This window comes from Actinomadura sediminis, from assembly GCF_042675525.1.
Taxonomy (GTDB): domain Bacteria; phylum Actinomycetota; class Actinomycetes; order Streptosporangiales; family Streptosporangiaceae; genus Spirillospora; species Spirillospora sediminis.
The window spans coordinates 1-23,274 of sequence record NZ_JBHTJA010000039.1; the positions used below are offsets into that span (position 1 = coordinate 1).

Below are 23,274 nucleotides of genomic sequence, written 5' to 3' on the forward strand. Positions count from 1 at the left end.
CACCGCGAGCGGCCCGCCGGCGGCGCGCCCGGCGTAGAGGAGCCGGACGGCGTCGCCGGGCCGGTCCGCGCCGGTCTCCGCCGCCCAGGCGGTGGCGGCCTCCCGCAGGAACACGTCGTCGCGGACGAGGTCGCCGCGCGCGGGCCAGGCGTCCAGGGTGCGGACGGTGCGCCAGGCGTCCGGCGCGGCGGTGACGAGCCGCAGCGCCGGGCCGGGCGGTCCGGACGGTTCGGGCGGGCGCTCGGTCATGACCAGCGCGCCGACCAGGACGGCCGTGAGCGCGGCGGCGGTGACCAGCGGCAGCATCGAGCGCTTCCGCACCGGCCGGACCGGCACCGGCTCGAACCGCGCGGGCCGCCGGGAGGGCGGGACCTCGACCGCGTCGGCCGCCTCGATCACCTGCCAGGGGCGGCGCACGCGCAGCTCGATGAGCTGGTCGCGGACGGCGAAGCGCGGCATCCCCTCGATGTGCAGGAGCACGTAGGCGACGCGGACGGCCGGGTCGAGCTTGGCGAGCGCGACGGTCAGCGCGGGGTCGGGCAGCCGGGCGGGCAGCGCGCGCAGCCAGGGCCCGAGGCCGATCTGCAGCCGGCGGGACGGGCGCATCGCGCGGCGCAGCACCCGCGTGCGGCGGCGGGCCAGTCCGGCCGGCGAGCGGTCGCGGGCGCCGCGCGCGGTGCCGTCCACGATCCGCCGGGCGATCGCCAGCCGGTAGACGCGCTTCCCCCGGCCCGGCAGAACGAAATACGCCATTCGGACAAGGTCACCATAAGCCGAACCGGCCGCCGGCGTTTCCGCCTCCGGATTCGTCAGGACATCTTCCATCACGGCGCGTCACTCCGCTCCATGCGTTTCCGTTCGCGGCTCCGAGGCTATGGGGCGCGCGCACCGGCGTGGAACCGAATTGGGAGAACGCTGACGAAGGCCAAAGAATATGTCGTGCGATTTCCGGACGAATTGCATGGACGAGCGGCCGCCCCCACCCGGCGCCGAGACCGGCCCCGCCCGTTTCGTCCCCGTACTACCCTGGGGTCTCCGGGGGACGCCCCGGACGTCCGCGCCCCCGCCGCGGTGAACGCAACCGAGAAGGATCCCCCGACGCATGACCGAGGACGTCCCGGGCTACCGGGTGCTGGAGCAGGTCGGCGAGGGCGGCTTCAGCGTCGTGTACCGCGCGCACCAGGAGCGCCTCGACCGCATGGTGGCCCTCAAGGTGCTGTCGGTCAGCGCCGTCGACGACGCCGCGATGCGGCGCTTCCAGCGCGAATGCAAGATCACCGGGCGGCTGACGGGGCACCCCAACGTCGTGACCGTGCTCGACACCGGCACGACCCGCTCCGGCCGCCCCTACATCGCGATGGAGTACTTCGAGCACGGCGCGCTGTCGGACCGGCTCGCCCGGGAAGGGCCGCTCGGCGTCGCCGAGGTGCTGCGCGTCGGCGTGAAGATGGCGGGCGCGCTCGCCGCCACCCACGAGACGGACGTCCTGCACCGCGACGTCAAACCGCAGAACGTCCTGCTGTCCCGGTACGGCGAGTTCGCGCTCGCCGACTTCGGCATCGCCCGCCTGGTCGACTCCTTCGACGCCACCCACACGCAGGCGTTCACCCCGCACCACGCCGCGCCGGAGATATTGCAGGGCGGGCAGCCCGGCGTCGGCGCCGACATCTACTCCCTCGGCTCGACCCTGTACCAGCTCCTGGCCGACCGGCCCGCGTTCAAGGGCCCGCCCGGTGAGGGCATCGGCTTCCTGATGCTGCGCATCATGAACGACCCGCCGCCCGCCATCCCCCGCCCGGACGTGCCGCGGCAGGTGCAGGAGGTCATCGGGCGGGCGATGGCGAAGGCGCCCGAACAGCGCTTCGGCAGCGCCGTCGAGTTCGCGCAGGCGCTGCAGAGGGTGCAGGCCGACCTGGGCCTGCCCGTCACCGACGTGGCGCACAGCGGAATGTCGACCCTGCCGCACCCGGCGGGCACGGCGGGCACCGCGACGGCTCCGTTCTCCGGCACCGGCGGGACGGCCGCGCCGTCCGCGCCGTCCTCGCCGTCCTCGCCGTCCTCGCCGTCCGGGCCGTCCGGGCCGTCCGGGCCGTCCGGGCCGTCCGGGCCGTCCGGGCCGTCCGGGCCGTCCGGGCGCCTCTCGTTCCCCGACGCCTCGGGCCCGCCGCCCGTCCCGGAGTGGGCGCCCACCGCCCGCGGGGACGCGCCCCCGCTCCCGCAGCCGGGCGCCCCGTCCGCGCCCGTGGCGGACACGTCCCCGTGGCGCGCGGGCGCGGCGCACTCCACGTCCCCGTCGTCGCCCCGCCCGGGGTACCCCGCGTACGAGGCGGCCCCGCAACCGCTCCAGGCCGCGCAGCCCGGACCCGCCCCCGTCCCGCCGGCGGCACCGCGCACAGAACCGGCCGCTCCGCACACGGGGCCGCAGGACGGGCCGCCCCGCGGGCTGATCGTCGCCGTGTGCGTCGCGCTCGCGGGCGGGCTCGCGCTCGGCATCGGCGCTCTCGTGGCGTCCGGCGGCGACCACCCGAAGGCGAACACGCCCGGCGCGGGCGGCGGCGAACCGCCGCCCGCGGCCTCGTCCGCTCCCCCCGAGCCGATCACCGCCGAGCAGATCGCCGCCGCACGCCCGCAGGGCCTGCGGGCCAGGGCCACGGCGAACGGCGCGGTGCTCGCCTGGACGCTGCCCCCGGCCGCGCGCGAGCTGCCCCTGCTGATCCAGCGGGACCCCGCCGGGTCGGAGCCGATCAAGACGGTGACCCCCGGATCGACGAAGACGGCCGTCTCGCCGCTCGTCCCGAACGAGGACAACTGCTTCCGGATCGGCGCGGTGCTCCGCGTCAACCAGGGCGCCTCACCGGACGTGGCCTGGTCGAAGGTCGCGTGCGTGGAGCGGCGAGGCCGGGGCGGAGCCTGAACCACGGAGGCCCCGCCCCGGCCTTCCGGGACGGGGCCTCCGGCGGGCGCAGAGAAACGATCAGCCGGCGCACTCCCAGATCGGCGGACCTCCGAGCACATCCCAATTACCGGATGTGTAGGTGTCCACGAGGAAGTTCATCATGTAACCGGTATTCCCCTTCCACGTGACTTTCGCGTAGGTGTTACCGGAGTATTTGGGGTCCCTGGGATGGTTGATCCGAGTCCCCTTCACCTGGCAGTGCACAGTGATGCTGTCACCGTTGTTGTCGGACATCGTGGTGACTTCAGCCGCTCCTGCACCGGTCGGAGTCGCCCTGATGTGGGCGGTCGAGCCGCCGTTAAGGATCACCTTGTGCGCCCGGTCCGGTCCCTTCAACTGCGTGTCGATGGTGGTGCCCGAGCCGGCCTCGGCGGCGTTCATGGACGTGACCGTGAACGTGTAGGCGCCGTTCGTCCACACGTCGGTGAGCGTGGTGGACGTGCCGGTGACGACCTTCGACCCCGTGACCGGCCCGGTCCACTCGACCTTGTACCGCGTGGCGCCGCCGCCCGCGGGGGCGGCCCACGACACCGTCGTCCCGGACGCCCCCGCCCGCGCCTCCACGTCGGTCGGGGCGCCCGGCGTCACGCACGGGCGCACGGGGTCGCTGGCGGCGGAGAGCACTTCCTTGGCCCGTCCCCGCGCGTCGGTGTACTGGACGGCCACGCGGAACCGGTACTCCTGGCCGCAGTCGCCGCCGGTCACGGCGAAGGCGGGCGGGGCGTCCGGCGCGATGGCGGCGGGGGCCGCGGTGAGGCCCGCCGGGACGTCCTTGAGCGAGTAGCCGGTGATGCGTTCGCCCTGGGAGGGCTGGAACGTGACCTGCATGGTGCCGTCGCCCGGCGCGACCGTGAGGTTGGACGGGGCGGTGGGCGCGCCCGGTTCCCGCGGGTTCCCGGAGGACGGCGGCACCGGGTCGCGGCCGGGCCGGCCCGGGGCTCCGGGCACCGGGGGCGCTCCCCCGGTGCCCGGGAGCGGGATCTCGCGGCGGCGCTCGCCGCCCGCGACCTCCTCCCGGTACTTGTCGACCGCCTTGGTCTCGCCGCGGCGGTCGACGACGACCGCGCCCGGGCCGTCCGGGTCGTTCGCCCACAGCAGGCCGTCCTTGACGAACACCTCGAGGGGCGACTTCGGGCGGCCGACCGTGACCGGCTTCCCGAACCGTTTGGACGCCGCGTCGTAGACGATGAGGGCACCGGCGGTCTCGTCCGGGATGTACACCCTGGTCCCGAGGATCTGCGGCGCCCGGTAGCGGTGCCGGGGCATCTGCAGGCGGGTGCTGGTGTGGCGGCCGGTGCCGGTGTCGAGGGTGACCAGGGATCCGGTGCCGGGCACCAGCAGCGGGACGATCGTGCCGTCGGCGACCGCGGGGGCGAGCACGCCGCCGCGCCCGGCCGCGCGGACGCTCGACGGCAGGGAGATCGTCAGGCGCGTGCCGGACGGCTCGACGACGGTGGCGGTCGCGGCGGTCGAGTCGACGACGACGGGCGTGCCGGCGGCGATCGTGAGCGCCAGGTCGTGGCCGGGCTCACCGACGTCGACGGGCTCGTGCAGCCGCCCGTCCCGGAACCCGGCGAGGCGCCCGCGCACGGCCACCGGCACCCACAGGTCCCCGCGCGCGCCGATCCCGGCCTGCCCGAGGACGGGGTCGAGCCGCGCGGGCTCCCCGGCCGGCTGCAGGGTGATCGCGTCGAGCTGCTGCACGCCGCCGTTCACCGAGTCGACCGTGTAGGCGCGGCCGTCCTGCGCGAGGACCTGGATCCCGGGGCCGAACCCGCCGCTGCCGACGATCTTCATCTGGGACGGGTCGAGCCGGCTGACGACGCCGGTCTCCCGGTCGACGATGAGGACCGTCGTCCCGTCCTGCACCACCTCGATCCGGTCGCCGCGCGCGCTCGCGGGGAGCGGCGCCTTGCCGTCGACCTTGCCCGCGAGGCCGTTGACGTGGACGACGAGGCCCTTCGTCCGCGCGGACAGCCAGGCGCCGACGTCGGCGAGCTCGTACTTCGCGCTGGCCGCGCCGACCCCGTAGACGACGGCGGCGATCACGACCGCGCCGACGAGGCCGACGGCGAGCTGCCCCGTCAGCCGGTCGCGTTCGAAGATGGCGCCTGCACCCACCCGTGGATCACCTTCCCCCGATTCGGGGCTCACCGTAGTGACTTCCGTCCCGGTACGGGGGAGATGACCGGATCCGGTCGCCGAAGGCGGGTTTAGTCGCCGTTTCCTGTGCCGAGGGCCTCGACGTACGTGGGGATCGTGATGTTGCGTCCGGACACCACGACGATCAACCGCCCTTCGGCTTCGACGCGGCCCGCCAGGACTGCGGCGACCCCGGCGGCGCCCGCGCCCTCGGCGACGAGCCCGTGCTCGCGCAGCAGCCACCGCAGCGCCGCGCGGATCTCGGCGTCCGTGACGGCCGTCAGGGCGGCGCCCCGGATCAGCTCGGGCGTGACGCAGCCGGGTTCGAGGTTGCCCGGCAGCCCGTCGGCGAACGTGTCGCCGACCGGCACCGCCACGACGCGTCCCGCCTCGACCGACGCCGACACGCCCCGCGACGCCGCCGACTCCACGCCGACGATCCGGACGTCGCCGCGTCCGCGCGCCCACAGGCACAGCCCCGCCGCGAGGCCGCCGCCGCCCACCGGGGCGACGACCGTCAGCGGGCCCTCGGCCTGCGCGTCGAGCTCCCGCCCGATCGTCCCCTGCCCGGCGACGACCGCCGGGTCGTTGTACGGGGACACGTACCGGCCGGGCAGCGTCAGCGCGTGCGCCTCGGCCTCGTCGTAGGTCGTCCCGTGCCGGACCAGCCGCACCGGGAACCCGCCGATCCGGTCGACCTTCGCGCGGGACGCGCGCGTGGACACCACCACGGTGACGTCCGCGCCGGTCTGGGCGGCCGCGAACCCCATCCCGAGCCCGTGGTTGCCCGCGCTCGCCGTGACCGCCGGTACCCCGGCGGGCAGCGCGTCCGCCGCCGCGATCGCGCCCCGCACCTTGAACGAGCCGGTCGGCTGGAACGTCTCGAGCTTCAGCAGCGCGCCGGGCGCGAGCCCCGACGGCACCAGCGGCGTGGGCGCGAGGCGCCGCGACACGGCCCGCCACGCGCGGTCAAGGTCGTCCGGTCCGGGGACACGGACGGGACGGGCCGTCATGAGCGTTCGCCGGGTCCGCCCGGCAGCGTCCGCGTGAGCACCCGGCCACCCTAGTCAGCGGCCGGTGAGGGAGCGCGGGCGGAGCCGCCGGCGGAGCCGGCGCGGCCGCCCGGCCTTCGCGGTGACCAGCCGGCCGACCGCGTCGGCGTGCCGCCAGGCGCGGTCGGCGGCGGCCGCGTCCGGCGGGGACGACGCCGACCCGGCGCGGTCGGCGAGGTCGCCGAGCGCGTCCAGCTCCCCGTGGGCGTCCGCGCCCACGTTCGACGCGCCGAAGCGGGCGACCTCCTGCGCGGTGAGCGTCCGGGACGCGTCGAGGCCCACGTCGGCGAGATGGTCGAGGGCCTGCCGCCAGGCGCCCGCGATGCGCTCGGCGGGCGGGCCGGCCCGCCTGCGGCGGCCGCGGAGGGCGGGCGCGAGGAGGGCGGCGAGGACGTACGCGAGGACGAGCGCCGCCCCGGCGACCGACGCGAACACCCACCACGGCGTCGGCTCGTCCGGTGCGGCCGTCACCGCCGCCCGCTTCCCGGGTTCCTCGCCCGGCCCGGGCCCCTGCCGCGGCGACGCCGCGTTCTTCTGCGCCTGCTCGAGCCGCTGCGCCGACTCCCCGGCCGCGACCGCGTCGCTGTCCTCGGACCGCCGCGCGTTGTCGGGCAGCGGGTTGAACCGCACCCAGCCGAGTTCCTCGAACTTGACCTCGGGCCACACCATCACGTCGCCCGCCCGCACCTGCACGGTGCCGCCCGCGCGCTTCCCGCCCGCGAACCCGACGACGAGCCGGCACGGCAGCCCCACGGACCGGGCGAGCAGCGCGTACGCGGCGGCGAAATGCTCGGGCGTCCCGCGGCGGCCCTCGGCGAGGAAGTAGTCGATGTGCCGGTAGCCGTGCCCGGGCGCGGCCGTCACGTCGTACCTCGCGTACCGCTTGAGGTACTCGGCGAGCATCGCGGCCTTCTGGACGCCCGACGTCGCGCCCCGCGTCGCCGCCGCCGCGAACCGCTCGAACTCGTCGAGCTGGACGGGCTCACTCGTCGCGCCCGGCCCCCACGGCAGCTCCAGGGCGGCGCGCGCCTCGGCGTCGCGGGCGACGCGCGCGTCCTCGAGGTCCTCGGCCGTCCATTCCGGGACGACCGACGTGACCGTGTACGACCGTCCGGGCGCGAGCGGCTCGGCGGCGGCGAGCGTCCCGGCGGCGGGGTCGGCGACGACGGGCATGCCCTCGACCCGGCGCGGCCGGTCGGGCGCCGGGACCCACACGCCGGGCAGGTCGCGGACGGTGATCCGCTGCGTCGTCGTGTGCGACCGCCGCCGCTCCGGCCCCTCCGGGACACGGCTGCCGGTCGGGACGAACCGGGCCGTGGACGACCACGTCACCCCGTCGAACGCGTCGAGGACCGCGAGCCGCTCGATCTCCGCCCGGTCCGACTCCACGGTGAACATGACCTGGTCCGGGCGCAGCAGCCACCCGCCGACGCGGTCGAGGGGGCTGACGCCGTCGCGCTGCTGCGGCGGCGGCGCCTGCACCTGCTCGCGCGGGTCGTAGGGGTCGGCGCCGACCGGCACCACGGGCGCGACCAGGTACGCGAGGACGCCGAGGGCGGCGGCGCACGGGACGCCGAGGGCGAGCGGCCGCCACGCCGGCCCGGCGTCCGACTCGCCGGAACGGACCAGGACCAGCACCGCGATCAGCACGACGGTCACGGCGGCGAGCGGCACGTTCGTCCCCGGGCCGTCCACGCCGAGCGGCAGCGCGACCGTCCACACCGCCAGCACCGGGACGCACGGCAGCGCGCGCTGCGACGTCCGCAGCGCCGCCTCCGCCGCCCCGAACGCCGCCAGCCACACCAGCACGTGGACGAGCACCAGCAGGCGCGGCTCGGCGGGGGCGGGCAGGAGCGTCGTCAGGATCTCCTTCCACCCGCTCAGCACGCCGTCCCGCAGTGTCCGCGGCAGTGTGCCCGCGCTCAGCGCGGGACGCAGCACGGTGAGCGCGCACGTCCCCGCCCAGGCGGCGAGCGTCAGGACCAGCGAGAGCCACAGCGGCCACGGCCGTCCCTTCCTCCGGGGCCCCGACAGCAGTCCGGCGAGCAGCGTCGGGACGACCGCCGCGACCGCGGCGACCGGGACCACCGGCCCGTACCCGAACACCCGGTGGAACGCCAGGCCCGCGACCGCCGCCAGCGCGGCCGTGACCGCGAGCGACACGTACCGGGCGGCCGTGGTCATTCCGGACGGCCGCGGCGCGGGCGGCCGCGGCGTGGCCGGCCCGGTCCCGCGCTGGGGGGTTCCGGGCACGGGCGGACGCCGCTCGGGCCGCGGGCTCTCGGTCATCGGGCGGCCCCCAGCCGGCGCCAGGTCTCCGGCAGGTCGTCCAGCTCGGCGACGTCGGCGACCCGGACGCCCGGCGGCGCGGGCGCGGGGCCGGACGGACGCACGCGCAGCACCACCACCCGGTCGAAACGGCTGCGCACCGCCGCGATCCGGCCCAGTTCGGCGTCGCCCGGCGTGACGGCGACCAGCGAGCCGCCCGCGCGCACACGGCGCACCGCGTCCATCGTCGGCCGCGGGCACTCCCGCGCGGCGACGGCCGTCAGCCGGTCGAGGATCTCCTCCACGTCGCCCGGTCCGCCCCGCGTCTCCGCGACCGGCCCGTTCCCGGTCAGCACCCGGACCGGGAAGCCCGCGGCCGAGGCGCCCGCCGCCACGCTCGCCGCCGCGTCCACCGCCAGCTCGAAGTCGTCCGGGTCCGCCCACCGGTCCGGCCGCGCCTCCAGCACCACCGTCGTCGTCGGCAGGCTCGCGTCCACGAGCTGCCGCACCATCAGCGTCCCCGTCCGGGCCGACGACTTCCAGTGGACGTGCCGCAGCTCGTCCCCGATCACGTACTCGCGCAGCGCGTGGAACGTCGCCGTCCCCGCCGGCGACCGGTCGCTCGTCGGCCCCTCCAGATGGTGCGCGCGGCCCGACGGCAGCGGCGGCAGCACCACCGTCCGGGGGCGCACCAGCAGCGTTCCCGGCGTCCCGTACTCGCGGACCCGCCGCGCCAGCCGCAGCGGATCGGCGCGCACCAGCCGCAGCGGGCCCACCGCGATCCGGCCCCGCCGGTCCGTCGGCAGCGCGTACGACACCGTGCGGGTCGCGCCCGCCCGCAGCCGCGGGACGTCCACCGCGACCCGCGCCGCGCCCGCCGCGTCCCGCGCGGTCAGCCCCCGCACGCCGCGGCCCGCGCTCGTCACGTGCAGCACCCCGGTCGCGGGCTCGCCGCGGCCCACCTTCGCGGGCGCGATCTCCCGCCGCACCTCCAGCCGCGGTCGCGGCAGCGTCCACAGCGCGGCCGCGCCCACCGCGACGAACCCCGCCACCGCGAACGCCGCCGGCTCGGGATACCCGAGCCACCAGCCCGCGGCGTACAGGACCGCCGACGCGGCCGCAGTCCCCCACCCCAGCGGCGTCAGCACGGTCGCACCCCCTCAGACAACGGCGGCCTGCGGCGTCGGCACGTTCGCGAGCGCCTCGCCGACGACGTCCGCCCCGTCCCGCCCGCGCAGCTCCGCCTCGGGCGTCACGACGAGCCGGTGCGCGACGACCGGGACCGCGAGCGCCTTCACGTCCTCGGGCACCACGTAGGCGCGTCCGGCCGCCGCCGCCCGCACCCGCGCGGCGCCCAGCAGCGCGATGCTCGCCCGCGGGCTCGCGCCCAGCCGCAGGTCCGGATGCCCCCGGGTCGCCGCCACGATCCGCACCACGTAGTCGTGCAGCGGCGGCGCGACGTGCAGCCGCCGCGCGAAGTCGATCATCCGCGCCAGGTCGTCGCGTCCCATCACCGCCGGCAACCGGTCGAGCATCGCGCCCGTCGGCGCGCCCGCGAGCATCGCCACCTCGGCCCCGTGGTCGGGGTACCCCATCGAGATCCGCATGAGGAACCGGTCGAGCTGCGCCTCCGGCAGCGGGTACGTCCCGTCCATGTCCACGGGGTTCTGCGTCGCCACGACCATGAACGGGCGCGGCACCGGGTGCGGCCGTCCCTCCACCGTGACGCGGCGCTCCTCCATCACCTCGAGCAGCGCCGACTGCGTCTTCGGCGACCCCCGGTTGATCTCGTCCGCCACCGCGATGTTCGCGAAGATCGGCCCCGGGTGGAACTCGAACGCGTTCCTGCCCTGGTTGAAGATCGACACCCCGGTGATGTCGCTCGGCAGCAGGTCGGGCGTGAACTGGATCCGCGCCCACTCCGCCTCGACCGACGCCGAGACCGCCCGCGCGAGCGTCGTCTTCCCCACGCCCGGGACGTCCTCGACGAGCAGGTGCCCCTCGGCGAGCAGGCACGTCAGCGCCAGCTCCACCCGGTCCCGCTTCCCGCGCAAGACCCGTTCGACGTTGCCCGCCAGCGCGGCGAACATCTGCGCGAACCGCCCCGCCGACGCGTCCGCCTCGGCCCCGCCGTTCTCCGTCATCCCCTGCTCCCCGTGCTCACCGCCCGGCCCCACCGGACATGTCGTGACTCCGACGCCGCCACCCGGCCATCGGTTGCCCCGGAATCCGACCCGTCGCGCGCGGCGCTCCCGGCCCCGTCCGCTCGATGCCGGCTCGCGCGACGTCCCCGCACGGCCCGGCGGGCCGCACGGCGGGCCGCACGGCGGGCCGCACGGCGCCCGGCGCCGTGCCATGGCACGGGCGCGCCGGTGCCGCCATCAGACGCACTCCCAGAGGGGCGGCGAGAAGGTCCCTCGCGTGGAGTTGGGTGTGGCGACGTACAGGTCGCTGACCCAGACTTCCCGGCCGTTGTAAACGATCTTGTCCCAGACGTCGCTCTTCAGGCTCGCGTCGTTGGGGTCGGTGACATGGCCGCCGCGCTGCTGGCAGATCACCTCGACCGAGCCCGTGAAGCCCTGCGGGAAGGAGCCGACCTTCGCCCCGCCGGGCCCGTCGCGCAGGTTCGTGGGGCTGTGCTCGTTGTTGTGCCCGTTGTAGTTCTTCGCGTGCGGGCCCGGATCGAGGTTCACGCTCGTGCCGACCGGTGTGGACTCTCCCGCCCCGTTTCGCGCGGTGACGGAGATCTGGTGCACCTGGGAGTTCGCCAGGCTCCTCACCGTCATGGCCGTGTTCTTCGTGGTGACCGTCCCGAAGGGAGCGGTGACCTTGTAGGTGACGTCGTAGCCCGGGGAGGCGGTCCAGGAGAGCTCGGCGCCGTGGTTGACGGGCACGGCGCGCAGGGCGGTGGGGGGAGGCGGGGCCTGGCAGGCGGTGGCGCCGACGTCGCCGGACGGGCTGTGCTTCGTCTTTCCCGAGGCGTCCTCGTACACGGCGGCGACCTTGAAAACGTGCGTGGTCGCGTCGCACGTGAGGTCCCCGACGGTGAAGGCGCCCTCGGTCGCGGTGCCGGGGTGCGTCTTCGGGGACGCGGCGGCGACGGGACGGCCGGCGGCGTCCAGGAGGACGAAGCCGGTGACGGGGTGGACGCCGCGGGGCTGCCGGGGGGCGGTGAAGCGGACGACGACGGAGCCGTTCTCGCCGGACGCGGTGGGGATCGGCGGGTCGGGGGCGGCGGGGTCCGGCTTCGCGGGCGGGCGGGGCGGGGCGCCGCGTCCGGTGCCGCCCCCGCGGCCGGTTCCGGAACCGCCGCCTCCGCCGGGGTCCGCCTGCACGGGCAGGGGACGGCGGGCGCCGCCGGGAACGTCCTCCTCGTACTTCCGCACGCGCTTGACGGCGCCGTCGCGGGTGAAGGCGAGGGCGAGGGCCCCGCCGGGGTCGTTGAACCACAGCATGTGGTCGCGGACGATCGCCTCGATCGCGCCGCCGGGACGGGTGGCGGCGATCGGCTCGCGCCAGGCCCCGGCGGCGGTGTCGAACACCAGGAGCCGTCCGGACGTGCGGTCGGGCAGGTAGACGCGGGACCCGAGGATGTGCGGGGGCTCGAACCGGTGGTCGGGGACGCGCAGGGCCACCGACTCGACGCGGCCGACGCCGGTGTGCAGCAGGTGCAGGGAGCCGCCCGCGCCGAGCATCGGGACGACGCCGCCGTCGGTCGCCGCGGGGGCCTTGACGCCGCCGCGGGTCCGGCCGACCGCCGCGGGCAGCCTGATCGTCTGGGTGCCCTCGGGACGGACGATGTGCGCGGTCGCCGAGGTGCTGTCGACGACGACGGGCGTACCGGCGGCGATCGTGAGGGAGAGGGTGTCGCCGGGCTCGCCGACGTCGACCGGGGCGCCCGGGCCGCCGTCGTGGAACGGGACGACCCTCCCCTCCCTCGGGACGGGCACCCAGAGTGCGCCGCGGCCGTCGATGCCCGCCTGGCCGAGCGGCGCCGTCAGCGTGGCGGCGGCGCCGAGCGGCGCGAGGCTGACGGGGTCGATGCGCTGGACGACGCCCTCGACGAGGTCGATGGTGTAGGCGGCGCCGCCGCCCACGGCGACCTGCAGGCCGGGGCCGCCCGCCCGGCGGCCACCGGTGATCTCGAGCTGGGCGGGGTCGATGCGGCTCACGACGCCGGTCTCGGTGTCGACGAGCAGCACCGTGCCGCCGTCCTGGACGATCTCGATGCGGTGCCCGCGCATCCGCTCCGGCAGCTCGATCCTCCCGTCGACCTTGCCCGCCGGTCCGTTGGCGTGGACGACGAGGCCCTCGGCGCTCGCGCCGAGCCAGGCGCCGACGTCCGACAGCCGGTAGCGGGCGCTCGCCGCGCCGACGCCGTAGACGAGCGCGGCGACGACGAGCACGCCCGCGAGCGCGATCGCGATCTGCCCCGTCAGCCGGTCGCGTCCGGCATGCCGGATGATCCCGCGCGGCTTCCCCGCCCGCGCGGGGGAGCGTCCGCCGCCCAATCCCGTCACCCTCTCGTCGCGCCCCCGTCCGCCCCGCGGAGCCGGTGGCGTGGCGCCCGCCGTACGGGAGGGCACCATAACGGTTGTGCGCGCCGTACCGGAACGGACGCACACAACTCGGGCCCGCTGGGACGCGACCGGGCGGCGGGTTACGGCCGTCGGCGCATGAGATGTCTCACATTCGGGCGCGGCGTCGGCGTTCCGGGGGTGCGGAACCGAACGCGAGCCTTGTCCGCGACGTCCTACTGTTGGGCATCGCGACGAGGAATCCGGGGTGGACGTGGACAACGCAAGCATCGCCGACCTGTGGGACCGCCTGACGGGCACGCAGCCGGACCCGCCGTGGTGGCTGGTCGCGCTCGTCGGCCTGGTGGCGCTCGGGACGGTGCTGCACGGCCCCACGTGGCGGGTCGCGCGCAACACGGTGACGATCGCGCACGAGGGCGGGCACGCGCTGGCCGCGCTGCTCACCGGCCGGAAGCTGGACGGCATCAAGCTGCATTCCGACACGTCGGGGGTGACGGTGTCGCGGGGCAAGCCGCACGGTCCCGGGATGGTGTTCACCGCTTTCGCCGGGTACGTCGCCCCGCCCCTGCTGGGGCTGCTGTTCGCGGTGCTGCTGGCGGCCGGGCGCATCACGCTGATGCTGTGGTTCACGCTGGCCCTGCTCGCCGCGACGCTCGTCATGATCCGCAACGCCTACGGGGTGCTGTCGGTGGTCGGGACGGGCGCGCTGGTGTTCGCCGTCTCGTGGTTCGGTTCGGCGGAGGTCCAGGCGGGCTTCGCCTACCTGGCGGCGTGGTTCCTGCTGCTGGCGGCGGCACGGCCGGTGGTGGAGCTGCAACGGATGCGGGCGCGGCGGATGGCCCCGACCTCGGACGCCGACCAGCTCGCGCACCTGACCGGCGTCCCCGGCGCGGCGTGGGTGACGATGTTCGGCGCGGTCGCGCTCGCCGCGCTGGTCGCGGGCGGCGCGCTGCTCGTCCCGTCCGACCTGACGCTGCCCGACCTGCCCGCCCTGCCCGGCGCCTGACCGGCGCCCTCGGGCGCCCGACCGGCGCCCGACCGGCAACGTCCGCACGGCCGCCCGGCCTCGCTCCCAGGGCGCCGTGCCCAGCCCGGCGTGGACGCCGAGTCCACGGCGAGCATGCCGGTGGCGCGGTTCGTCGGACCCGGCGGGTGCCGCCGCGGACGCGGCGCCGGCGGGGCCGGGCGGACCGGATGCGGTCAGCGGGGTGGCCCCCGGCGCGGGGGCGGACCACGATGGTGCATGGCCGACACGAAGCTCGATCGCGGCGAGTACCGCCGCAAGCGCAAGGCCCGCCTCCGCCGGACCCGCCGCCGTTCCCGGCCAACCGCCGGACGGAACCGACGGCCCGCCTGACCGGGGGGCAGCACCCCGGAGAATGTCGGACCCCGCCGGTATTTTCTGGTTCGTGAGGGACCTCGGGACGGGCGAGCGGCGGGGCCGCCGGGTCGACGACGGCCTCGCGGAGCTGGACCGGTGGCTGCGCGACCAGGTCGCGCACGGGCTCGCCCGCGCCGAGCGGGCTCCCTACCGGCTGTGGGACGACGCGGCCCGGCGGCTCGTCGACGCGCAGGCGGGCGCGCTCGCGGGGCGGGTGCGCGCGCTCGCGGGCGTCCCCCGCGAGCCCGGCTGGCCGGGCCGGCTGCTGGCGGAGTACGCGCTGCTGCGGCTGCTCGTCCGCGCGCACCGGCGGCGGGACGGCCTGCCCGCGGGCCTGCGCGGGACCGTCCGCGCCCGCGTCGGCTTCCCGGTCGCGCGGGACGACGTCCTGCGCGGCGGCGAACGCGTCCGGGACCGCTGGTGGGTGGCCGGGACGCGCGACACCGCCCAGGACGTCCTCACCGCGCGGCGCGTCTGGCTGCGCGGCGAGCGCACGGGACGCCCGGCGCTGCTGCTGACGTTCACCGGCCCGAACGACGCGCCCGAACCGGCACCGCCGGCCGGCGCCCGCTTCGAGGCCGAACTGGCGTTCTACCCCGGCGCCCTGCCGCTGCGCGCCCTCGTCGCCGAGCGGTTCACGGCGGACGAGACGGGCCCGGGCGCGCCGCCTGGCACCGGCGTCCGGGAGTTCCTCGACGAGCACGCGGCCGCCGTGGCGCGCGACCCGTGGCTGGACCGGTATCCCGTGACGCTCTCCGGCGTGCGGCTCGCGCGGGACGCGGCGGGCGGGCTGTTCGCGGCCGACGGACCGGGCGACGCGCTGCCGCTGCGCGGGCCGGTGCCGTGGACGCTGCTCGCGGTCGCGGGCGGCGAGCGCGTCGCGCTCGCGGGCGAGTGGACGCCGCGCGGACTGCGCCCGCTTACCGCCTGGCACCCGGCCGAGGGCGCGGTCCCGCTATGAGAACCGCCGAGATGGCGGCTCTGAGCCCGCCGGCTATGAGGACCGCCGCCGGGACCGCCAGGCGCACCGCCGGCACGGCCGCTGCAAGGACCGTCGGGGCGGTCCCTGCGAGGAGCACCACGGAGGGCCGCTGCAGAACGGCCGAGGGGACGAGGAGCCGGGATGAGGGGGCGGCCATGAAGGGCGGGCGGGTGTGAGCGCGTGGGAGGAGCATGTGGCGGCGGCGCTGCTCGGTACCGAACGCCGCGCTCCGCCCGTCCTGGACGGGGAGCCCGGCGGGGAGCCCGGCGGGGAACCGGGCCGGGAGAGGGACGGGGACGACGCGGCGGGGCGGCTGCTCGACCAGGCCGCGCTGCTGGCGGTCCGGCGGCGCGCCGGCGTCGTCCCCGTGCGCGGCGCGGACCTGGAGCCGATCGCTCCGGCGCCGGTCGAGCACGCTCCGGCGGTGCCGGACGCGGCGGCGGCGCGGCTCGCGCGGATCCTGGCCGGGGAGCAGATCCGGGTACTGCCGGAGTGGCTGGACGCGGCGGCGGGCCGGGGCCTGCGGGTGCCCCCGCGGCTGCTGCCCGCGCTGCTGGAGCGGGGCCGCAGCGACCGGATGCTGCGGCCGTCGATCGCGCGGGCGGCGGGGCGGCGCGGCATGTGGCTGGCGCTGCAGAACACCGACTGGGCGTACCTGGTGGGGGCGGGCCCGGTCCGGGCCGGAGACGACCCGGCGGGCGCGGAGGCATGGCGGAGCGGCACCCGGCACCGCCGCGCCGCGTACCTGTCGGGGCTGCGCGGCACCGATCCGGCGGCGGCGCGGGCCCTGCTCCGCGAGGCGTGGGATCGCGAGCCCGCACCCGACCGGGCCGCGTTCCTCGGAACGTTCGCGTGGGGTCTCTGCCTCGACGACGAGGAGTTCCTCGAGTCCGCGCTCGACGACCGCGGCAAGGACGTCCGGCAGCTCGCCGCCGACCTGCTCGCCCGGCTGCCCGGCGCCGCGTACGGGGCGCGGATGGCCGAGCGGGCGCGCGCGTGCCTGACCCGGCGGACCGGCCCGGCGGCGGACGTCTCGTGGATCGAGGTCGAGGCGCCGCGGGAGCACGACGCGGGGCTCGCGCGCGACGGCGTCCCGTTCCATCCCGGCGGGTCGTTCGCGCCGCGCCCGGGCGGCGGGCCGGTGGGGACGCGGGCGGCGTGGCTGCGGGAGATCCTCGCCCGGACGCCGCTGCCGACGTGGACGGCGCTGTTCGGGCTGCCGCCCGCCGCGATCGTGCGGCTGCCGGTCCGGGGCGGCGGCGCGCCCGACCTGCACACCGGGTGGGCCCGCGCCGCGCTGAACCAGGGGGACGTCGCCTGGGCGCGCGCACTGCTCGGGGACGGTGCCGCCGTCGACGAACCGGAGGCGCTCGCCGACCTGCTGGGCGTCCTGCCGGGGGACGAGCGGGACGCCGCGGCGGCCGGGCTCGTCCGGCGGGCGCCGGACCGGGCGGAGCTGCTCCGGCTGCTGGAGCGGGTGCCGGGCCCGTGGACGGGCCCGCTCGCGGCGGCCGTCGTCGCGATCCTGACGGGCTCGGCCGGGCTCCCCACGCGCGCCGCCGAACACACGCTGATGCGGCTGTGCCGGATCGCCGACCTGCGCCTCGACCCGGCCGCCGCGGAGCGGCTGGCCGGGCATCCGGTGCGCCCGCACCCGCGGCCCCTCACCGACCTCGTCGACACGCTGCGGTTCCGCGGCGCGATGCTGAAGGAGCTGAGTTGACCACTCCCCCGAACGGGCGCGGCGCCGCGTCCCCCGATGCCGTCCTGCGCCCGCACGCGGAGCAGGAGCACGCGGCGGAGCTGGCCCGGCTCGCCGAGCACGACGACCGGCCGCGCCCGCCCGGCTGGCGGCTGTCGCCGCAGGCCGTCACGGTGTACCTGCTCGGCGGCGAGCTGCCGGACGGGACGGCGATCGTCCCGAAGTACGTGGGGCCGCGGCGGCTCGTCGAGGTCGCGGTGGCGACGCTGGCGACCGACCGGGCGCTGCTGCTCCTCGGCGTGCCGGGGACGGCCAAGACGTGGCTGTCGGAGCATCTGGCGGCGGCGGTCAGCGGCGACTCGACGCTGCTCGTGCAGGGCACCGCGGGCACCCCGGAGGAGGCCGTCCGGTACGGGTGGAACTACGCGCGGCTGCTGGCGGAGGGCCCGTCGGAGCGGGCGCTGGTGGAGAGCCCGGTCCTGCGGGCGATGCGGCGCGGGTCGGTCGCGCGGATCGAGGAGCTGACCCGGATGCCCGGCGACGTCCAGGACGCGCTGATCACGATCCTGTCGGAGAAGGCGCTGCCCGTGCCGGAGCTCGGCACCGAGGTGCAGGCCCGCAAGGGGTTCACGGTGATCGCGACGGCGAACGACCGCGACCGGGGCGTGCACGAGCCGTCCAGCGCGCTGCGCCGCCGGTTCAACACGGTCGTGCTGCCGCTGCCGGACACGATCGAGGACGAGGTCGAGATCGTCGCGCGGCGGGTGGCGCAGATCGGCGCGGGGCTGGAGCTGCCGGAGACCCCGGCGGGGCTGGAGGAGATCCGGCGGGTCGTGACGGTGTTCCGGGAGCTGCGGTCGGGGCTGACCGGCGACGGCCGCACCCGGCTGAAGTCGCCCGGCGGGACGCTCGGCACCGCCGAGGCGATCTCGGTCGTGACGGGCGGGCTGGCGCTCGCGGCGCACTTCGGGGACGGGGTGCTGCGGGCGGCGGACGTCGCCGGGGGGATCGTCGGCGCGGTCGTCCAGGACCCGGCGTCCGACCGGGTCGCCTGGCAGGAGTACCTGGAGACGGTGGTGCGCGACCGTCCGGGCTGGGGCGACTTCTACCGGGCGTGCCGGGAGGTCTCTTGACGGTCGAGGTCTTCGGCGTCCGGCACCACGGTCCCGGCTCGGCGCGCGCGCTGCGCGCGGCCTTGGAGGAGTTCGAGCCGGACGCGGTGCTGGTCGAGGGTCCGCCGGAGGCCGACGCGCTCGTGGGTCTCGCGGGCGAACCGGAGATGGTCCCGCCGGTCGCGCTCCTCGCGTACTCGCCGGGGGACCCCGACGGGGAGGGCCGCCGGTCGGCGTTCTGGCCGTTCGCCGAGTTCAGTCCCGAGTGGCAGGCGATCCGGTACGGGGTCGGCGCGGGCGCGACCGTCCGGTTCTGCGACCTGCCCGCCGCCGTCGCGTTCGCCGCGTCGCCCGGCGGGCCCGCCGAGGGGGACGTCCGGGTCGACCCGCTGGGCGAGCTGGCGCGCGCCGCCGGGCACGGCGACCCGGAGCGCTGGTGGGACGACGTCGTCGAGCACCGGGGCGCCGGGCCGTCCCCCTTTCCCGCGATCACCGAGGCGATGGCGGAGCTGCGCGAGCGCGCGGGCCCGCCCGCCGGGGCCGAGGAGCGGCGCGAGGCGTACATGCGGCGGACGGTGCGGCGCGCCGTCAAGGACGGGCACGAGCGGGTGGCGGTCGTGTGCGGCGCGTGGCACGCCCCGGCCGTCCTCGCCGACGTCCCCGCCGCGCACGACGACCGGACGCTGCGCGGCCTGCCCCGGGTGCGGGTGGCGATGACGTGGGTGCCGTGGACGCACGGCCGGCTCGCCGCCCGGTCCCACTACGGCGCGGGCGTCGCGTCGCCCGGCTGGTACCACCACCTGTTCACCGCGCCCGACCGTCCCGTCGAGCGGTGGCTCGCCGGGGCCGCGCGGGTGCTGCGCGGCGAGGACCTGCACGTCTCCCCCGGCCAGGTGATCGAGGCGGTGCGGCTCGCCGGGTCCCTGGCGGCGCTGCGCGGACGCCCGCTGCCCGGGCTCGACGAGGTCACCGAGGCCGCCCGCGCGGTGCTGTGCGAGGGCGCCGAACCCCGCGTCGAGCTGCTGGAGCGGCGCCTCGTCGTGGGCGAGCGGCTCGGCTCGGTGCCGCCCCGCACCCCGATGGTGCCGCTGCAGCGCGACCTGCAGGCGCGGCAGCGGCGGCTGCGGCTCAAGCCGTCCCCGCGGCCCCGCGACCACGACCTCGACCTGCGCCGCCCCTTCGACCTCGAGCGGTCCCGGCTGCTGCACCGGCTGCGGCTCCTCGACGTCGGCTGGGGTGTTCCCGCCGGGGGCCGCTCCACCGGGACGTTCCGGGAGACGTGGACGCTCGAGTGGCGGCCCGAACTCGACGTCGCGCTGATCGAGGCGGGCGCCTACGGGACGACCGTGCGCGGCGCCGCGGCCGTCCGCGCCGAGGCGCTCGCGGCGGACGCCGGCGACCTGGCGGAGCTCACCGGCCTCGCCGAGCGGTGCCTGCTCGCCGACCTCGGGGAGGCGCTGCCCGCCGTGCTGCGCGCCCTCGCCGACCGCGCCGCCGTCGACGCCGACGCCCTGCACCTGATGGCGGCGCTGCCCGCGCTCGTCCGCACCCTGCGGTACGGCGACGTGCGCGGCACGTCCGGCGAGCGGCTCCGCGCCGTCGTGGACGGCCTGCTGGCGCGGATCCGCGTCGGGCTCGCGCCCGCGCTCGCGGGCCTGGACGAGGACGCCGCCCGCGCGGCCCTCGACCGTGTCGACGCCGTCCACGGCGCCCTCGCCCTGCTCGCCGACGACGCCCACCTCGCCCGCTGGCGCCGCGCCCTGGAACGCCTCGTCGCCCGCCCGGAGGGCCTGCACGGCCTGATCGAGGGCCGCGTGACCCGGCTGCTGCTCGACGCGGGCCGGCTCGACGACGCGCCCGGCCGGATGGCCCGCGCGGTGTCGGCGGGGGTCGCACCGGCCCGCGCCGCCGCGTGGATCGAGGGGTTCCTGGCGGGCGGCGAACGGTCCGGCGGCGGGCTGGTCCTCATGCACGACGAGGGGCTCCTGCGCCTGGTGGACGCATGGCTCGACGGTCTGCCCGCCGCCGCGTTCACCGACGTCCTCCCCCTGCTGCGCCGCACGTTCGGGACGTTCTCCGCCGCCGAGCGCCGCTCGATCGGCGCCCGCGCCCGCCGCCTGCACGACCCGCGCCCCGCCCGTCCCGACGCGTCCCCCGCCGGCGTCGACCCCGCCCGCGCGGAGGCCGCCGCCGCGACCGTCCGCACCATCCTCGGCTGGGAGGCGCGCGAGTGAGCGCCCCCGGAGCGCGCCCGCCGCACGGCCACGGCCGTCCGCACGTCCCGGGCAGGCCGACGTCCGGTACCAGCGTCTGCGGCCCGCGCAGGCCGGCGCGCCACTCGGCGGACGCATGCGGGCGGAGGCCCCCGCACGCACATCCCCGCCCGGTCGCTGGACGCTCCCGGGCGGAGCGTCTCACATGAACACCCCCACCCCCACCGCATCCCACGGTCGCGAGAGTCCGGCGGCCCTCCGGCCGGGAGCGGACGCGGGAGACGGGCATCGCGATCGGAGGGAGCACGCATGAGCGGCGCACCGGACGGGCACGACGAGCGGATGCGGCGGTGGCGGATGGTGCTCGGGGGCGGGCCCGCCGACGGGACGGGCGCGGCCCTGACCGGGGATGACGCGCGGATGGACGGGGCGCTGGAGCGGCTCTACGGGGGCGACTCCGGGGAGCGGCGGGCGCGTCCGGGGCGCCGCGGGGCCGGGCTCGGGGACTCGGCGCCGTCGGTGGCGCGGTGGCTCGGCGACGTGCGGGCGTGCTTCCCGTCGACGGTCGTCCAGATCATGCAGCGGGACGCGATCGAGCGGCTCGACCTGGCGCGGCTGCTGCTGGAGCCGGAGATGCTGGACGCCGTCGAACCGGACGTGCATCTGGTGGGGACGCTGCTGGCGCTGAACTCCGTGCTGCCGGACCGGGCGCGGGAGTCGGCGCGGGCCGTGGTGCGGCGCGTGGCGGACGACCTGGAGCGGCGGCTCGCGGAGCGGACCCGGTCGGCGGTCGGCGCGGCCCTCGACCGGTCCGCGCGCACCGCCCGCCCGGCGCGGGCCGCCGACGTGGACTGGGAGCGGACGGTCCGCGCGAACCTGCGGCACTACCTGCCGGACCGGGGGACGCTCGTCCCGGAGCGGCTGATCGGGCACGGGCGGCGCGGGCGCGCGGCCCTGCGGGACGTGGTGCTGTGCGTCGACCAGAGCGGGTCGATGGCGGCGTCGGTGGTGTTCGCCGGGGTGTTCGGCGCGGCGCTCGCGTCGCTGCGGTCGCTGCGGACGTCGCTGGTGGCGTTCGACACGTCGGTGGTGGACCTGACCGGGCGGCTGCACGACCCGGTGGACGTCCTGTTCGGCACCCAGCTGGGCGGCGGCACCGACATCGGGCGGGCGCTCGCGTACTGCGCGGGGCTGATCACCCGGCCCGCCTCGACCGTGCTGGTGCTGATCAGCGACCTGTTCGAGGGCGGTCCGCGCGACGAGCTGCTGCGCCGGGCGGCGGCGCTGACGTCGTCCGGGGTACGGGTGGTGGTGCTGCTCGCGCTGTCGGACGACGGGACTCCCGCGCACGACCACGCGAACGCGGCGGCGCTCGCCGCGCTGGGGATTCCCGCGTTCGCGTGCACGCCGGACGCGTTCCCCGACCTCATGGCGGCGGCCGTCGAGGGCCGTGACCTGCGGGGCTTCGCGGATCGGGAGCGGGCGCGGGCCGGGGGGTGAGCGCTGGCCCCCGCCCGGGTCGTGCGCTATGTTTGCACATATGAGCACTCCTTCAGATGTCGCCGCGGGCGAGGAATGCGCCGTCCGGGTCGTCGATCCGGAGAAGGTCGCCCTGGTCAGGGCGGCGCTGCCGGACGGCGAGACGATCGGCGGGCTCGCGCAGGTGTTCGGGCTGCTGTCCGATCCGGGACGGCTGCGGGTGATCACGGCGCTGCTCGAGGGCGGCGAGATGTGCGTGTGCGACATCGCGGCGTCGTGCGGGCACTCGGAGTCGTCGGTGTCGCACACCCTGCGGCTGCTGCGCGCGAGCCGGGTCGTCCAGGTGCGGCGGGCCGGGCGGCGGGCGTACTACCGGCTGGACGACTCGCACGTGCGGATGCTCCTGGACCTCGCGCTCGCGCACGTCGGGGAGGACGGGTCATGACGGCGGAGCACGAACGCGGGCACGGGCACGAACGCGAGCACGGGCACGGCCACGGGCACGGCATCTCCGCGAGCGCGGACCGGCGGCTGCTCGGCGGGGCGCTCGCGCTGATCCTCGGCTACATGTCGGTCGAGGTGGTCATCGGCTTCGTCGCCGGGTCGCTCGCCCTGATCACCGACGCGGCGCACATGATGACGGACGCGTTCGCGATCGCGCTCGCGCTCGTCGCGATGCGGATCGCGGCGCGGCCGCCCAAGGGCGGGTACACCTACGGGCTGCGCCGGTCGGAGATCCTCTCGGCGCAGCTCAACGGGCTGACGCTGATCCTGCTCACGGTGTACTTCGTCTACGAGGGCGTGCACCGGCTCATCGATCCGCCCGAGGTCGACGGGAGGTTCGTCTTCTTCACGGCGCTGGCCGGGGTCGTGGTCAACGTGATCGCGACGTGGCTGATCAGCAAGGCGAACCGGAGCAGCCTGAACGTCGAGGGAGCGTTCCAGCACATCCTGAACGACCTGTTCGCGTTCATCGCCACGGCGATCGCCGGGCTGCTGGTCTGGACGGCCGGGTTCGCGCGGGCGGACGCGATCGCGTCGCTGGTCGTCGCGGCGCTGATGCTCAAGGCCGGGTACGGGCTGCTGCGGGACGCGGGCCGGGTGCTGATGGAGGCCGCGCCCGCGGGCATCGACCCGGCCGAGCTGGGCGCCCGCCTCGCGCGGCGGCCGTGCGTGGAGGAGGTCCACGACCTGCACGTGTGGGAGGTCAGCTCGGGCTACCCGGCGCTGTCGGCGCACGTGCTCGTCGACGGCGAGGGCGACTGCCACGCGGTGCGGCGGGACCTGCAGGAGGTCCTGCGGGCCTGGTACGGGATCACGCACACGACGCTGGAGGTCGATCACGTGGCGGCGACCGCCGTCCACTGCGACGACGCGCACGGGCCCCGGCACGTGTCGGACTCGCCGGAGCCGCACCGGCACGCGGGCTCGGCGCCCTGCGACCACTGA

The 23,274-nt window shown here is 77.1% G+C and carries 16 protein-coding genes; 9 read left to right on the forward strand and 7 right to left on the reverse strand.

Annotated elements, in window-relative coordinates:
- A partial coding sequence (locus ACFQ11_RS19660) for a hypothetical protein (protein WP_378300598.1) occupies window positions 1–753 on the reverse strand: 753 nt, incomplete at its 3' end.
- A 349-nt stretch (window positions 754–1,102) separates the two neighbouring features.
- On the opposite strand from ACFQ11_RS19660, the gene ACFQ11_RS19665 reads away from it, so the two are divergent.
- Entirely contained in the window at window positions 1,103–2,914 is a 1,812-nt protein-coding gene (locus ACFQ11_RS19665; RefSeq protein ID WP_378300600.1) for a serine/threonine-protein kinase, read from the forward strand.
- 60 nt (window positions 2,915–2,974) lie between these two features.
- Here the strand turns inward: ACFQ11_RS19665 and ACFQ11_RS19670 are convergent, their stop codons facing one another.
- From ACFQ11_RS19670 to ACFQ11_RS19695, 6 genes are all read right to left on the reverse strand, one after another.
- The gene (locus ACFQ11_RS19670; protein WP_378300602.1) at window positions 2,975–5,077 is read right to left on the reverse strand and encodes a fibronectin type III domain-containing protein; all 2,103 of its coding nucleotides are present in this window, start codon (window positions 5,075–5,077) and stop codon (window positions 2,975–2,977) included.
- Window positions 5,078–5,169: 92 nt separating this feature from the next.
- Window positions 5,170–6,111 (reverse strand): threonine ammonia-lyase, encoded by a 942-nt coding sequence (locus tag ACFQ11_RS19675; protein WP_378300604.1) that lies wholly within the window; start codon window positions 6,109–6,111, stop codon window positions 5,170–5,172.
- Between the two features lie 54 nt (window positions 6,112–6,165).
- Window positions 6,166–8,334, reverse strand: coding sequence for a DUF3488 and transglutaminase-like domain-containing protein (locus ACFQ11_RS19680; protein ID WP_378300606.1), 2,169 nt, complete (start codon window positions 8,332–8,334; stop codon window positions 6,166–6,168).
- A 101-nt stretch (window positions 8,335–8,435) separates the two neighbouring features.
- Window positions 8,436–9,566: a DUF58 domain-containing protein gene (locus tag ACFQ11_RS19685; protein WP_378300608.1), complete on the reverse strand. Its 1,131-nt coding sequence runs from the start codon at window positions 9,564–9,566 to the stop codon at window positions 8,436–8,438.
- 12 nt (window positions 9,567–9,578) lie between these two features.
- Window positions 9,579–10,562, reverse strand: a complete 984-nt coding sequence (locus ACFQ11_RS19690; protein ID WP_378300610.1) for an AAA family ATPase — start codon at window positions 10,560–10,562, stop codon at window positions 9,579–9,581.
- 237 nt (window positions 10,563–10,799) lie between these two features.
- On the reverse strand, window positions 10,800–12,929 hold the full coding sequence (locus ACFQ11_RS19695; RefSeq protein ID WP_378300612.1) for a hypothetical protein: 2,130 nt from the start codon (window positions 12,927–12,929) through the stop codon (window positions 10,800–10,802).
- A 280-nt stretch (window positions 12,930–13,209) separates the two neighbouring features.
- Here ACFQ11_RS19695 and ACFQ11_RS19700 point away from each other — a divergent pair, with 280 nt between their 5' ends.
- The 8 genes from ACFQ11_RS19700 to ACFQ11_RS19735 all read left to right on the forward strand — a co-directional run bounded on the left by ACFQ11_RS19700 (window position 13,210) and on the right by ACFQ11_RS19735 (window position 23,274).
- Entirely contained in the window at window positions 13,210–13,962 is a 753-nt protein-coding gene (locus tag ACFQ11_RS19700; RefSeq protein WP_378300699.1) for a M50 family metallopeptidase, read from the forward strand.
- A 403-nt stretch (window positions 13,963–14,365) separates the two neighbouring features.
- A complete protein-coding gene (locus ACFQ11_RS19705; RefSeq protein ID WP_378300614.1) occupies window positions 14,366–15,298 on the forward strand; it encodes an SWIM zinc finger family protein in 933 nt (310 codons plus the stop codon).
- A 193-nt stretch (window positions 15,299–15,491) separates the two neighbouring features.
- Window positions 15,492–17,042, forward strand: coding sequence for a DUF5691 domain-containing protein (locus tag ACFQ11_RS19710; protein ID WP_378300616.1), 1,551 nt, complete (start codon window positions 15,492–15,494; stop codon window positions 17,040–17,042).
- Window positions 17,039–18,154: an ATP-binding protein gene (locus ACFQ11_RS19715; protein ID WP_378300618.1), complete on the forward strand. Its 1,116-nt coding sequence runs from the start codon at window positions 17,039–17,041 to the stop codon at window positions 18,152–18,154. The genes ACFQ11_RS19710 and ACFQ11_RS19715 overlap by 4 nt, the downstream gene beginning before the upstream one ends.
- A complete protein-coding gene (locus ACFQ11_RS19720; protein ID WP_378300620.1) occupies window positions 18,151–20,367 on the forward strand; it encodes a DUF5682 family protein in 2,217 nt (738 codons plus the stop codon). The genes ACFQ11_RS19715 and ACFQ11_RS19720 overlap by 4 nt, the downstream gene beginning before the upstream one ends.
- A 288-nt stretch (window positions 20,368–20,655) precedes the next feature.
- Window positions 20,656–21,846, forward strand: coding sequence for a VWA domain-containing protein (locus ACFQ11_RS19725; RefSeq protein ID WP_378300622.1), 1,191 nt, complete (start codon window positions 20,656–20,658; stop codon window positions 21,844–21,846).
- Window positions 21,847–21,886: 40 nt separating this feature from the next.
- Window positions 21,887–22,270 (forward strand): ArsR/SmtB family transcription factor, encoded by a 384-nt coding sequence (locus ACFQ11_RS19730; protein ID WP_378300624.1) that lies wholly within the window; start codon window positions 21,887–21,889, stop codon window positions 22,268–22,270.
- A complete protein-coding gene (locus tag ACFQ11_RS19735; RefSeq protein ID WP_378300626.1) occupies window positions 22,267–23,274 on the forward strand; it encodes a cation diffusion facilitator family transporter in 1,008 nt (335 codons plus the stop codon). The genes ACFQ11_RS19730 and ACFQ11_RS19735 overlap by 4 nt, the downstream gene beginning before the upstream one ends.

Excerpts from the sequence above, each read along its gene's own strand:
- ACFQ11_RS19690 (WP_378300610.1), bottom strand. The coding sequence starts at position 10,562 with ATGACGGAGAACGGCGGGGCCGAGGCGGACGCGTCGGCGGGGCGGTTC.
- ACFQ11_RS19725 (WP_378300622.1), top strand. The coding sequence starts at position 20,656 with ATGAGCGGCGCACCGGACGGGCACGACGAGCGGATGCGGCGGTGGCGG.
- ACFQ11_RS19735 (WP_378300626.1), top strand. The coding sequence starts at position 22,267 with ATGACGGCGGAGCACGAACGCGGGCACGGGCACGAACGCGAGCACGGG.
- ACFQ11_RS19680 (WP_378300606.1), bottom strand. The coding sequence starts at position 8,334 with ATGACCACGGCCGCCCGGTACGTGTCGCTCGCGGTCACGGCCGCGCTG.
- ACFQ11_RS19730 (WP_378300624.1), top strand. The coding sequence starts at position 21,887 with ATGAGCACTCCTTCAGATGTCGCCGCGGGCGAGGAATGCGCCGTCCGG.
- ACFQ11_RS19665 (WP_378300600.1), top strand. The coding sequence starts at position 1,103 with ATGACCGAGGACGTCCCGGGCTACCGGGTGCTGGAGCAGGTCGGCGAG.
- ACFQ11_RS19675 (WP_378300604.1), bottom strand. The coding sequence starts at position 6,111 with ATGACGGCCCGTCCCGTCCGTGTCCCCGGACCGGACGACCTTGACCGC.